The organism is Actinomadura alba, assembly GCF_014323705.1.
GTDB classification, from domain to species: domain Bacteria; phylum Actinomycetota; class Actinomycetes; order Streptosporangiales; family Streptosporangiaceae; genus Actinomadura_C; species Actinomadura_C alba.
The window spans coordinates 1-13212 of the sequence record NZ_JABVEC010000053.1 but is presented as its reverse complement, the minus strand read 5'-3'; the positions used below and the strand labels follow the sequence as shown (position 1 = coordinate 13212).

9 protein-coding genes are annotated in these 13212 nt (G+C 70.3%); 5 read left to right on the top strand and 4 right to left on the bottom strand.

The window, feature by feature from the left end:
• Positions 1 to 80: 80 nt before the first annotated feature.
• On the bottom strand, positions 81 to 2564 hold the full coding sequence (locus HKK74_RS36610; RefSeq protein ID WP_187248020.1) for a glycoside hydrolase family 2 protein: 2484 nt from the start codon (positions 2562 to 2564) through the stop codon (positions 81 to 83).
• Between the two features lie 778 nt (positions 2565 to 3342).
• On the opposite strand from HKK74_RS36610, the gene HKK74_RS36605 reads away from it, so the two are divergent.
• From HKK74_RS36605 to HKK74_RS36585, 5 genes are all read left to right on the top strand, one after another.
• On the top strand, positions 3343 to 4662 hold the full coding sequence (locus HKK74_RS36605; RefSeq protein ID WP_187248019.1) for an ABC transporter substrate-binding protein: 1320 nt from the start codon (positions 3343 to 3345) through the stop codon (positions 4660 to 4662).
• A gap of 101 nt (positions 4663 to 4763) precedes the next feature.
• Positions 4764 to 5738, top strand: a complete 975-nt coding sequence (locus tag HKK74_RS36600) for a carbohydrate ABC transporter permease (protein WP_187248018.1) — start codon at positions 4764 to 4766, stop codon at positions 5736 to 5738.
• Positions 5735 to 6628: a carbohydrate ABC transporter permease gene (locus HKK74_RS36595; protein WP_312882152.1), complete on the top strand. Its 894-nt coding sequence runs from the start codon at positions 5735 to 5737 to the stop codon at positions 6626 to 6628. The genes HKK74_RS36600 and HKK74_RS36595 overlap by 4 nt, the downstream gene beginning before the upstream one ends.
• Positions 6625 to 8073, top strand: coding sequence for a GH1 family beta-glucosidase (locus HKK74_RS36590; protein WP_187248017.1), 1449 nt, complete (start codon positions 6625 to 6627; stop codon positions 8071 to 8073). The genes HKK74_RS36595 and HKK74_RS36590 overlap by 4 nt, the downstream gene beginning before the upstream one ends.
• 36 nt (positions 8074 to 8109) lie before the next feature.
• A complete protein-coding gene (locus HKK74_RS36585) occupies positions 8110 to 9132 on the top strand; it encodes a LacI family DNA-binding transcriptional regulator (RefSeq protein ID WP_187248016.1) in 1023 nt (340 codons plus the stop codon).
• Positions 9133 to 9154: 22 nt separating this feature from the next.
• On the opposite strand, the gene HKK74_RS36580 is transcribed toward HKK74_RS36585, so the two are convergent.
• From HKK74_RS36580 to HKK74_RS36570, 3 genes are read right to left on the bottom strand one after another with little or no spacing between them, the layout of a single operon-like run.
• A complete protein-coding gene (locus tag HKK74_RS36580; RefSeq protein ID WP_312882150.1) occupies positions 9155 to 10375 on the bottom strand; it encodes a DUF4032 domain-containing protein in 1221 nt (406 codons plus the stop codon).
• Between the two features lie 46 nt (positions 10376 to 10421).
• Positions 10422 to 11459 (bottom strand): LacI family DNA-binding transcriptional regulator, encoded by a 1038-nt coding sequence (locus tag HKK74_RS36575; RefSeq protein ID WP_187248015.1) that lies wholly within the window; start codon positions 11457 to 11459, stop codon positions 10422 to 10424.
• Between the two features lie 10 nt (positions 11460 to 11469).
• The gene (locus HKK74_RS36570; protein WP_187248014.1) at positions 11470 to 13119 is read right to left on the bottom strand and encodes a glycoside hydrolase family 13 protein; all 1650 of its coding nucleotides are present in this window, start codon (positions 13117 to 13119) and stop codon (positions 11470 to 11472) included.
• Positions 13120 to 13212: the final 93 nt, after the last annotated feature.

The window sequence follows — 13212 nt, the reverse complement described above, 5'->3', positions numbered from 1 at the left end:
ACGTCCATCGTTCAGTGTCGGCGTATGCACCACTTGGGGGCGGTCCGGTGGTTCGTATGCCGACACCGAACACGTTTCGGTCAGCCGGTCGCGTGGACGACGTCGTTGACGCAGCGGAGCACGGGCTTGCCGAGCAGGGCGTCGGAGTCGAGCGGGGTGGGGGAGCGGACCAGGAACCGGGCGGTCTCGCCGGGCAGCAGGGTCACCAGCATGTCGTCGACCTCGGCGGCCGGGTCGAGCCGGTCGGGGAACAGGGCCACGTCGCGCAGCAGCGTGCGCGCCGTGATGGTGACGTACGCGCCCTCGGACGCCTGCTCCACCGAGCCCTCGTAGTCCGGCTCGGGCAGCGCGAGATCCTTGTCCGGAGCGAAGAACCACGTCGCCCGCTCGATCCGCCGTGAATCCGCGGTCGCCTCTGCCTCCGCCGGGGTGACGGTGATCAGCTCCGCGGCCGGGTCGCCGGGCCGGATCAGCCGCTCGGCGAGGGGCACGGTCACGGCTCCGCGTGCGGGCACGCTCACCTCGAGGGTCGCGGCGGCGAGGGACTCGCCCGCGAAGCTGCGGCGCGCGGCCTCGGCCGTGGTCTCCCACGCCGTGCCGGTGTCGTTGACGGCGACGAGCGCCAGGCCGTCGTCGCGCGGCTGCACGGTGAGCAGCCGGTCGGCGTACGCGCGCCGCAGCCCGTACCAGAGCGGTTTGCGCCGTCCGTCGCCGTCGACGGCCGCCCATGATGTGACCGGCCAGCAGTCGTTGAGCTGCCAGATCACTGTGCCGGCGCACACCGGCCACAGTGAGCGGAAGTGCTCCAGGCCCAGGATGAGCGCCCGCGCCTGGTTGAGCTGGGTGAGGTAGTGCCAGTCGTCGAACGTCACCGGTTCCGGGAAGTGCGCCGCCAGCCCGGCGGCCAGCTTGGCGTTGCCGTCCTCGGCCTTCTGGTGCTGCGACAGCCCGGGGGAGTCGGGGGCGAGGGGCTCGTCGCGCAGGGCGCGGCGCAGTGTGGCGTACGCGGGCGGGCCCTGGAAGCCGAACTCGGCGGCGAACCGCGCCGGGTACTCGCGGTAGGCGGTGTAGTCGCGCCGGTTCCACACGTCCCAGATGTGCATCGTGCCGTGCCCCGGCTCGTCCGGGTGGATCGCCATGTCCCCGGAGTACGGGCTGCCCGGCCAGTACGGGCGGGTCGGGTCCAGCTCGGCGACGATCTTCGGCAGCAGGCCGAGGTAGAACCCTGCGCCCCAGGTCCGGCCGGCCAGCTCCTCCTGCCAGCCCCAGGCGACGTGGCCGACGAGGTTCTCGTTGTTGCCGCACCACAGTACGAGGCTCGGGTGCGACGCCAGCCGGGCGACGTTCTCGCGCGCCTCCGCCTCGACCTCGCTCGCGAACGGCTCCTCCTCGGGGTAGGCGGCGCAGGCGAACGCGAAGTCCTGCCACACGAGCAGCCCGAGCTCGTCGCATTCGTCGTAGAAGTCGTCGCTCTCGTAGAGCCCGCCGCCCCACACCCGCACCAGGTTGAGGCCGGCCTCGCGCGCCGCACCGAGCCGGGAGGCGTAACGCTCCCGGCCGATCCGGCTCGGGAAGCAGTCGTCGGGGATCCAGTTGGCGCCGCGGGCGAACACCGGTACGTCGTTCACCACGATCGTGAACGCGGAGCCGTGCCGGTCGGGCGAGGTGTCGAGCCGTACGTCCCGGAAGCCGACCCGCCGGCGCACGGCGTCGAGTTCGCCGTCGGCGCCGGTGAGCGTCACCTCCAGGTCGTACAGGCGCTGGTCGCCGTACCCCGCCGGCCACCACAGTTCCGGATCGGCGACCTCGAGCTCGGCCACCGCCGCCGTCGCACCCGCCGGAAGCGGCACGGTGGTCTCGGCGCCCGCCACCCGCACGGTGACCTCGAGATCGTCGCCGGTGTGCCGCTCGACCGCCACGTGCGCGGTGACGACGCCGCGCCCGTCGCGCACGGTCACGAGCGGGCGCACCTCCGCCAGCCGGGCGCCCGACCAGGAGTGCAGCCCGATCGGCCGCCAGATGCCCGAGGTCACCAGCGTCGGGCCCCAGTCCCAGCCGAAGTTGCAGGCCATCTTGCGGATGAAGTTGTACGGCTCCGGATAGGCGCCGGGCCGGTCCCCGAGCCGGTCGCGCAGGCGCTCCGCGTACGCGTACGGCGCGTCGAAGCGGACCCGCAGGCGGTTGTCGCCCGGCCGCAGCGCCGACGTGGCGGCGAACCGGTAGGACCGGTGCATGTTCGCCGTCTCGCCGAGCACGGTCCCGTTCAGCTCGACCGTCGCGACCGTGTCGAGGCCGGCGCACACGAGATCGGTGCGGTCGCCGCCCCCGCCGCCCCAGGTGAAGGTCGTCTCGTACGCCCAGGCGGTACGGCCGATCCAGGCCAGCCCGAGCTCGTTGTCGTCGAGGTAGGGGTCGAGGATGAGCCCCGCCGCGAGCAGGTCGGTGTGCACGCAGCCGGGCACCGTCGCCGGGATCGGCTCCGCCGCGACCTCGGGCGGGACCTCGCGGTCGCCGCCGGCGGGGCGGAGGGTCCACGAGCCGTGCAGGGGAAGGTGGGAACTCACGAGGTCTCCGATCGGGCTTGCCGGTGGGCCGGCTCAGGGCTCGTCAGCCCTTCAGGCCGCTGAGCACGATCCCCGGGTGAAGTAACGCTGGAAGAGGCTGCCATGGCGACTCCAGTTCTTCTTCCCAGGGGGTCGTTTCCGCGCGGCCGACTGCTGGCTCCCACCGGTGTGGCCTCGCGGAAACGACCCGTCCTCGCTGCTGACCGGCGTTGCGCTCCATGATCTTCGCCGCCTCCCGCAGCGCGGATCGCGGAGCGGACTCACCCAAGATCGCCGATTGCAGCTGCTTGGCGACGTCCGGAGCGCTCTCGTACATCCCGCCCCGCTCCGAGACCCGGCCCGGTGGCATGCGGCCACGGAGGGCAACCGTGACGACATGACCGCCCCCAGAAGACCGGGCCGGGACCTCTCGGTTGGTCGGGTGGTCGCCATCCCAACACTTAACCGATTAAGGTGCAATGGCGTATTCACAGTTTTCACGAATGTTCCGTGCGACGGCACGGCGCAGGACGCTCCCCTCGGGGAGCCTTCCGGCCATTAACCGGTTCATCGGCCTCACCGACGGCCCGGGGTCGGCGGGCCCCAGGTCGGTGCTCCTCGCGCCCCCGATGACCCGTCGCCCCGGCGCGCGCATCGATGTAACGGTTGCGTTTCGGTGTCTTGACAGAGGTGTGACCTCTCGGCTTTGCTCCGTGGGAGCGCTCCCACATATGCCGCGAATCGATGCAGCAGGCGGCATTCGCACAATCCATCGGCGACGACCTGAGAGGGGTCCGCTATGAGGGTCAACAAGCGACGCGGGCTGAGTACCGCCGTCGCGGCGGTGCTAGCCGGCATCCTGCTGTCCACTACTGCGTGTGGTGGGGACGACGGCGGCGACGACGGCGGGGCCGCCACGAGCGGCCCGGTCGAGCTCACCGTCGACACATTCGGTCAGTTCGGTTACGAGGACCTGTACAAGCAGTACGAGGCCTCGCACCCCAATGTCAAGATCAAGCAGCGCAACGTCGCGCAGCTGGACCAGTACATCCCGCGGATGCAGCAGTGGATGGCCACGGGCAGCGGCGCGGGCGACGTGGTGGCCATCGAGGAGGGCATCCTCCCCACCTATATGCAGCAGCGGAGCAAGTTCGTCAACCTCTTCGACTTCGGCGCCGCCTCGCTGGAGCAGAACTTCCTGCCCTGGAAGTGGAAGCTCGGGCTCAGCCCGGACGGCAAGCAGCTCGTCGGCCTCGGCACGGACATCGGCCCGATGGGGATGTGCTACCGCAAGGACCTGTTCGCGAAGGCGGACCTGCCCACCGACCGTGACGAGGTCAGCAAGCTGTGGCCGGACTGGCCCGCCTTCCTCGAGACGGGCAAGAAGTTCCAGAGCAAGGTCTCGGGGACCAAGTTCCTCGACGGTCCCACCGCGATCTGGCGCACGACCGTGGCGCAGGAGGGCGGCAAGGGCGCCGGCTACACCTACTTCGACACGAGCGACAAACTGGTCTTCGACAGCAACCCCGCCGTCAAGACCGCGTTCGACACGACCCTCAAGTTCCAGACCGAGGGCCTGACCGCGAACATGCGGATCTTCACGCCCGAATGGCAGACCGCGCTCAAGCGCGACACCTTCGCCACGCTTCCGTGCCCGGCCTGGATGCTCGGGGGCATCGAGGAGTTCTCCGGCGACAACGGCAAGGGAAAGTGGGACGTCGCCACGGTGCCGGGCGGCAGCGGCACCTGGGGCGGCTCGTGGCTGGCCGTGCCCAAGCAGAGCAAGCACCAGAAGGAGGCCGCGGAGCTCGCGAAGTTCCTGACCAGTCCGGAGGGCCAGCTCGCGGCGTACAAGTCGAAGAACACCTTCCCGTCGTCGCCGAAGGCCCAGCAGGACCCGGCGGTCACCGGCAAGACCAACGCGTACTTCGGCGAGGCGCCGATCGGCAAGATCTTCAGCGAGATGTCGTCGCAGGTGAAGCCGATCTACCTGGGTCCGAAGAACGAGGCGGTCCGTGAGGACGTCGAGGACGTCCTGCTCGGGGTCGGCCAGAACAAGATCAAGGCTGACCAGGCCTGGTCCAAGGCGGTCGAGGCGGCCCAGAAGGCGGCCCGGTAGTCCCCTTTCCGGCCACGGCGGTGGTGCCGGTCGTCTCAGCACCCGGCACCACCGCCGTCTCCACCCGGAAAGACCACCCGGCCCTCCAGAGAGGAAGGCGAATGAGTGTCGACCTGCGCCCGGCGCCCGCCGCCGGTCGCCGTGCGACCGGTCCGGCCGGCGATCGCCGCAGTCCGTTCCGCAGCCGGCTGTCCCGGCTCGACGTGAAGTTCTCGCCCTACCTGTTCATCTCCCCCTTCTACGTCGTCTTCCTGGTCTTCGGAGCGTTCCCGCTCGGCTACACGGTCTGGGTGTCGCTGCACGACTGGGAGCTCGCGTCCGGCCTGCGCGACTTCGTCGGCCTGCAGAACTACCGGGAGCTGCTCGTCGACGCGGACTTCTGGAACTCGGTCGTCAACACGATCGGGATCTTCGTCATCTCCACCGTGCCGCAGCTGCTGATCGCGCTGTTCGTCGCGAACCTGCTCAACCGCCGGCTACGGGGCAGCACGCTGTTCCGGATCGGCATCATCCTGCCCCTCGTGACCTCGACCGCCGCGGTGGCGATCGTGTTCACCCAGCTCTTCGCCGCCGACTACGGCATGGTCAACTGGCTGCTCGGCCTGGTCGGGATCGACGACATCGCCTGGCAGGCGGACCGGGGATGGTCGTGGATCGCGATCGCCTCGATGGTCGACTGGCGGTGGACGGGTTACAACGCGCTGATCTACCTGGCCGCCATGCAGGCGATCCCCAAGGACCTGTACGAGGCCGCGGCGATCGACGGGGCTTCCCGGCTGCGCCAGTTCTGGAGCATCACCATCCCGATGCTGCGGCCGACGATCATCTTCACCGTCATCATCTCCACGATCGGCGGGCTCCAGCTGTTCACCGAGCCGGTGCTGTTCGGCGGCGGCCGGATGGAGGGTGGACCGGTCCACCAGTACCAGACGGTCTCGATGTACATGTTCGACAACGCCTTCCGCAACGACGACTACGGCTACGGCGCGGCCGTCGCGTGGATGCTCTTCGTGCTGATCATCGTGTTCTCGCTGCTCAACTTCCTGTTCATCCGGCGCACGGGAGGCACCAAGTGACCGCCGTCTTCTCCGTCGACCGGACGTCGCGCAAGCGGGAGGGGCGCGGCCCGGGCCGGTTCCGCGGGTTGTGGGAGGCGAGCCCGCTCACCTACCTGACGCTGGTCATCGCCCTCGCGCTCTCGGTCTTCCCGATCTACTGGATGGTGATCGTGGCCACGCGGAGCAACGACGTCGTCTCCGCCGTCCCCCCGCCGATGACCCCCGGCGGGAACCTCGGCGACAACGTCGGGAGGCTGTTCGACAATCCCGACGCCTACTTCGCCAAGGGGCTGCTGAACTCGGCGATCGCCTCCGTCGCCGTGACCGTGTCGACCGTGTTCTTCGCCACCCTGGCCGGCTTCGCCTTCGCCAAGCTGCGGTTCCGGGGCAAGAACGCGCTGCTCCTCACGATCATCGCCACCATGATGGTCCCGGTCCAGATGGGGATCATCCCGCTCTACATGATCATGGTGAGGCTCCACTGGCAGGCGGAGATCCAGTCGGTCATCGTCCCGTTCCTGGTCACCGGGTTCGGAGTGTTCATGATGCGGCAGTACACCGCGCAGGCCGTACCGGACGAGCTCATCGAGGCGGCCCGCGTGGACGGCTGTTCGACCTTCCGGATCTACTGGAGCGTCGTCCTGCCTGCGCTGCGGCCCGCCGCCGCCGTACTCGGCATCTTCACCTTCATGCAGACCTGGAACGAGTTCATGTGGCCGCTGGCGGTGCTCAATCCCGAGAACCCCACGGTGCAACTGTCGATCAACCAGTTGGCGAACGCCTACTTCCAGGACTACACGCTCATGTTCGCCGGAACGGCGGTCGCGACGGTGCCGCTGCTCGTGATCTTCGTTCTGTTCGGCCGTCAGATCATCGGCGGAATCATGGAAGGTGCGATCAAGGCATGAATCCCAACGGAGCACAGCAGCAGACCGCGGCGGCCGTCCGGCCGGAGGTGGGCCTGGCCTTCCCCACTGGTTTCCAGTGGGGTGCCGCCACCGCCGCGTACCAGATCGAGGGAGCGGCGCGGGAGGACGGCCGAGGCCCCTCCATCTGGGACACCTTCAGCAGCAGGCCCGGCGCGGTGCTCGGTGGGGAGAACGGTGACGTGGCGGTCGAGCACTACCGCCGTTACCCGCAGGACATCGAGATCATGTCCGACCTCGGGCTCACCGCCTACCGGTTCTCGGTGTCGTGGCCCCGGGTGCAGCCGGACGGGTCCGGGCAGGTCAACGAGGCGGGGCTCGACTTCTACCGGCGGCTCGTGGACGAGCTTCTCGCCGCGGGGATCCAGCCGTGGCCCACGCTCTACCACTGGGACCTGCCGCAGGAACTCGAGGACGCCGGCGGGTGGCCCGAGCGCGACACCGCCCAGCGGTTCGCCGACTACGCCGCGCACGTGCACGACGCGCTGGGCGACCGGGTCACGAACTGGATGACCATCAACGAGCCGTGGTGCGCGGCGTTCCTCGGTTACGCGTCCGGCGAGCACGCCCCCGGGCGCAAGGAACCCGCGGCCGCCATGCGCGCCGCTCATCACCTGCTGCTCGGTCACGGCCTCGCGGTGTGCGCGATCCGGGAACAGGGTCCGCAAGCGCGCATCGGTCCCGCGGTCAACCTGTACGCCATATCGCCGGCGAGCGAGGCCCCGGAGGACCACGACGCGGCCCGCCGGATCGACGGCCTGCAGAACCGGCTCTTCCTGGACGCCCTCCTGCACGGCCGCTACCCGAGTGACGTCCTCGCCGACGTGGCGGGGACGGGTTTCGCCGACTGCGTGCGGGACGGCGACCTGACGGTCATCAGCGAGCGGATCGACCTGCTCGGCGTGAACTACTACAGCCGGTTCACCGTCTCGGGGCTGCCGGGCGACGCCACCCAGGCGGTCTCGTCGCCGTTCTCCACCGAATCGCCATGGGTCGGCAGCGACTTCGCGCGGTTCGTCGGCACCGGGCGGCCGGTCACCGGCATGGGCTGGGACATCGACGCCCCTGGCCTGCACGAGGTGCTCACCCGGCTGCACACCGACTACCCCGCCGTCCCGCTCTACATCACCGAGAACGGGGCCGGGTACGAGGACGACCTGAACGGCGACGACACCGTTCACGACCATGAGCGGATCGCGTACATCGACGCCCACCTGCGCGCCTGCCACGAGGCCATCGCCGACGGGGTACCACTGCGTGGTTACTTCACCTGGTCCCTGTTGGATAATTTCGAATGGTCGTGGGGATACTCGAAGCGGTTCGGGCTGGTCTATGTCGACTACGCCACGCAACGCAGAGTGTTCAAGGACAGCGCGACCTGGTACGCGAAGGTGATCAGGCAGGGCGGTCTGCCCGGTCACCGCTGAGGGGTCGACGAAGGGGCCGAAGAACATGAGGGGTCGATGGAGGTGAAGGGCGCGCGCACGTCGGCGCGTCCCACTCTGGAAGAAGTCGCGGCACGGGCCGGGGTCGGCCGGGGCACCGTGTCGCGAGTGATCAATGGTTCTCCGAAGGTGAGCCCGCAGGCTCGTGAGTCGGTGCTGCAGGCCATCTCGGAGCTCGGTTATGTGCCCAACCGCGCCGCCCGGTCACTGGTGACCCGGCGTACCGACACCGTGGCGCTGGTGATCTCGGAGTCCGAGCAGCGGCTGTTCGGTGAGCCGTTCTTCGCCGGTATCGTCCGCGGGATCAGCAACGCGCTGGCCGACACCGGCCTGCAGTTGCTCCTCACGTTGTCGCAGTCCGCCACCCAGCACGCTCAGCTGGAGCAGTACCTCACCGGCCAGCACGTCGACGGGGTACTGCTGATCTCGCTGCACCGGGGCGACCCGCTGCCGGGGCGGCTGGAGAGCGGAGGGGTACCGACGGTGCTCGGCGGTCGCCCGCCGGGGATCGACCCGATCAGCTACGTGGACGTCGACAACCTCGGCGGCGCGCGCCAGGCGGTCGATCACCTGATCCGTCAGGGGCGGCGGCGGATCGCGACGATCGCGGGCCCGCAGGACATGGGTGTGGGGATCAACCGGCTCGAGGGCTACCGTGAGGCGCTCAGCGAGGCCGGGTTGCCAGAGCTGATCGTCTTCGGTGACTTCAGCGACGCCAGCGGCGCCGCCGCCACGGCCGATCTGCTGGACCGTGACCCGGAACTCGACGCGGTCTTCGCCGCGTCCGATCCGATGGCGCTCGGGGCCATGCGGGTGCTGAAGGAGCGGGGGCGGCGCGTCCCCGAGGACGTCGCGGTGATCGGCTTCGACGATTCGATCGACGCGCCGTTCGCCGCGCCGCCCCTCACGTCGGTGCACCAGTCCGTCGAGGGGATGGGCGAGGAGATGGCCAGGCTGCTCATCGCCCGGATCCGCGGGGAGGCGCTCGCCGACCCGGTGGTCATCCTGGACACGCACCTGGTGGTGCGCGAGTCCGCCTGACCTCGCTGAGTGGTCTCGGGGGTCACTCAGCGAGGTCGGGTGTGATGACGGCCTTCTCGTCCGGCTTGTGGGCGAGCACGTTGCCGACGTACGAGCGGACGGCCGTGGGTAGGCCGACGTCCCGGTCCGCGGCCTCCGACATGTACCAGCGGTGGTCGAGCACCTCGTGGAAGATCTGCGCCGGTTCGAGCTTGCGGCGCAGGTCGGGCGGCACGGCCCGGACGGCCGGCTGGAACACCTCGGCCAGCCAGCGGTGCGCCACGATCTCCTCGTCGTCGCCGGGCCGCCGGTGGGTGGCGCGGTAGGTGTCGAGATCGTTGAGCAGCCTCCGGGCCTGGTTCTCCTCCACGTCCAGGCCGGTCAGCCGCAGCAACCGGCGCTGGTGGTGCCCGGCGTCCACGACCTTGGGCGCGACGATGATGCGCGCGGTGCCGAGCTTGCGCTGGATCTGCATCTCGGCGACGTCGAAGCCGAGCGCGTTCAGCCGGCGGATCCGGGCCTCCACGCGGTGCCACTCCACCTCTTCGACGACCTCGGCGTGCGTCAGCTCGTCCCACAGGGCCTCGTAGCGGCGGCACACCTGCGCGGACGTCTCGAGCGGATCGATGCTCGGGTGCAGGAAGCCGCCCGCCTCGAGGTCGAGGAGCTCACCGTAGATGTTGACGTGGGCGATCTCGATGTCGTGCGCGCGCTGCCCCTCGCTGATCCGGGGGTGCAGCTCGCCGGTCTCGGCGTCGACCAGATAGGCGGCGAAGGCCCCGGCGTCCCGGCGGAACAGCGTGTTGCTCAGGGAGCAGTCGCCCCAGTAGAGGCCGGCGAGGTGCAGCCGGGCGAGCAGCACCGCGAGCGCGTCGAGCAACCGGACGAGGGTCTCCTGGCGCAGGGTGCCGGAGAACACGGCGCGGTAGGGCAGCGAGAACTGCAGGTGCCTGGTGACGAGCGCCGAGTCCAGCGGCTGCCCGGTCTCGTCGGCGCGGCCGTTCAGCACCGCGACCGCCTCGACCGCCGGCACGTCGAGGCGGGCGAGGTCGCGCAGCAGCCGGTACTCGTGCCCGGCGAGGCGCTCGCCCACCTCCTTCACCGCGTAGACCCGCCCGGAGAGCCGGACGAACCGTACGACATGGCGGGAGATGCCGCGGGGGAGGGCGACGAAGAGGTCCTCGGGCCACTGTTCGAGAGGAATGTTCCACGGCAGCCCGAGCAGTGCCGGGTCGCTCGGGGTCCCCGTCATCCGCAGCGGCACGCGCTACCCCTCCGTCACTCGTTACGCTCGCGCGTCCCCGCCGCCCCTAGGCGTCGGCGGCCATGGCCAGCTCGGCCGGGGGCGCCGGCGCGGTGGAGCGGCGCACCACCAGCTCGGGCCGGAACAGCAGCTCGGTGCGCGGTGCCCTGCTGCCGTGGATCTCGTCGAGCAGGTTCCCCACCGCCGCCAGCGCCATCTCGCGGACCGACTGGCGGATGGTCGTGAGCGGCGGGTCGAGGTAGGCGGTGAGCGGGGTGTCGTCGAAGCCGACGACCGAGACGTCCTGCGGCACGCGCAGCCCGCGCTGGCGCACGGCCCGGATCGCCCCGATCGCCATGATGTCGTTGCCGCAGCAGATCGCCGTGCAGCCGAGGTCGAGCAGCGCGCGCGCCGCCGCCTGCCCGCCCTCGACGGTGAACATCGACGGGACGATGAGGTCGGCGGTGTCGGTCACGCCGAGGTGCTCGGACATGCCGAGCCGGAAGCCCTCGATCTTGCGGATCGAGGGTACGAACCGCTCCTGCCCGACGGCGAACCCGATCCGCCGGTGGCCGAGCGCGGTGAGGTGCGCGACCGCCATCTCGAGCGACGCGGTGTCGTCGTTGGAGATGAACGGCGCCTCGATGTCGGTCCGGCAGCCGTTGATCAGCACGATGGGCAGGCCGCGGTCGGTGAGCCGGGTGTAGCGTGCCTTGTCCGACAGCGAGTCGGCGTGCAGCCCGTTGACGAAGATGATCCCGGCGACGCCGCGCTCGAGCAGCAACTCGGTGTAGTCGTCCTCGGTGATGCCGCCCGGCGTCTGGGTGCACAGCACCGCGGTGTAGCCGTGCATCGCGAGCGAGCCTTCGATGATCTGGGCGAACGCGGGGAAGATCGGATTGGTCAGCTCGGGGATGATCAGCCCGATCAGGCCGGCCCGCTGCTGCCGCAGCCGAGCCGGCCGCTCGTATCCGAGCACGTCGAGGGCGGTGAGCACCGCCTGTCGGGTCGTCGGCGACACACCGGGCTTGCCGTTGAGAACCCGGCTCACGGTGGCCTCGCTGACCCCCGCGTGCGCCGCGATATCGGCCAGGCGCGTCGTCATGGCCATAAACTTACCGCTCCCCCTCGTTACCGTCGGCGACGTGCCACCACACGGCGGTGTTCGGGGGCAGCTCGACGCGGTCGCCGTGACTGCGGACGGGGCCGCTGGCGAGAAGCGTCTCCCCGTACGCCGGCAGGTCCACCGCCCGATCTCCCGCGTTGACCGCGCAGACGACGCCCGCCCCGCCGCCCGCGTGCTCGCGGGCGAAGACGAGCGTGCCGGGCGGGCCCGCCAGCCAGCGCAGCGGGCCGTCGCCGAGCGCCGGCTGGTCGCGCCGGATGCGCAACGCCGCCCGGTAGAGCTCCAGGGTCGACTCCGGCTGCTCGGACTGCACGGCCACCGTCAGGTCACGCCATCCGGCGGGCAGTGGGAGCCAGCTGCCCCCGGAGCCGAAGCCGAACGGCGGCTCGTCCCCCGACCAGGGCAGGGGGACCCGGCAGCCGTCGCGTCCGTGGTCGGCGTCGCGGCCCCGCTGCGGGTCCCGCAGGAACTCCTCGGGCAGGTCGAGGACCTCCGGCAGGCCCAGCTCCTCGCCCTGGTAGACGTAGGCGGAGCCGGGCAGGGCGAGCGTGAGCAGCGCCGCGGCGCGGGCCCTTCGCACACCGAGCTCTCCACCGCCGTACCGGGTCACGTGCCGCTTCACGTCGTGGTTGGACAGCACCCACGTGGTGGGGGCGCCCACCGACCCGGCCGTCAGCAGCGACTCCTCGATCACCGCGCGGAGCGCGTCGGCGTCCCATGCGGTGGTGAGGTAGTGGAAGTTGAAGGCCTGGTGCAGCTCGTCCGGCCGGACGTAGCGGGCCAGCCGCTCGGCGGTCGGCGCCCAGGCCTCGGCGACGCCGATCCGCTCGCCGTCGTAGGAGTCCAGCAGCCTGCGCCAGCCGCGGTGTATCTCGTGCACGCCGTCCTGGTCGAAATAGGGCAGGACGGTGGTGCCCAGCATCTCCACCTGGCTCGAGTGACCGACGTCGGGCAGCCCTTCGGCCTTGACCATGCCGTGCGCGACGTCGATGCGGAAGCCGTCGACGCCGAGGTCGAGCCAGAACCGCAGAACGCTCTCGAACTCGGCGTGGATCTCGGGGGAGTCCCAGTTGAGGTCCGGCTGTTCGGGGGCGAACAGGTGCAGGTACCACTGCCCGTCGGCGACGCGCGTCCAGGCGGGGCCTCCGAACACCGACTCCCAGTCGTTCGGCGGCAGTTCACCGGCGGCGCCTTTGCCGTCGCGGAAGACGTACCGCTCGCGTTCGGGGGAGCCCGGTGCCGAGCGGACGGCCGCCTCGAACCACCGGTGCCGGTCGGAGGTGTGGTTGGGCACGACGTCCACGATGATCTTCAGACCGCGGTCGTGCGCGTCGCCGACGAGGGCGGTGAAGTCGGCCAGCGAGCCGAACAGCGGGTCGACGTCGCGGTAGTCGGCGACGTCGTAGCCGAAGTCGGCCATCGGCGAGGTGTAGAACGGGGTGAGCCAGAGCGCGTCCACCCCGAGCCCGGAGAGGTAAGGAAGGCGGCTGCGGATGCCCTGGAGGTCGCCGATGCCGTCACCGTTGCCGTCGGCGAAACTGCGCACGTAGATCTGGTAGATCACGGCGTTTCGCCACCAGCGCCCGGCGGACTCCGGTCCGCCGGGTTCGGTGTGCGGGTCGATGAGCTGCTGGGGCATGAAGATCCCTATCTGAATCCGGGCGCGCTGTGGGGGGCGCGGGGTGCGATCGCGAGTGCCGCCGCGGAGCATACGGCCTCCGCGTGAACGTGC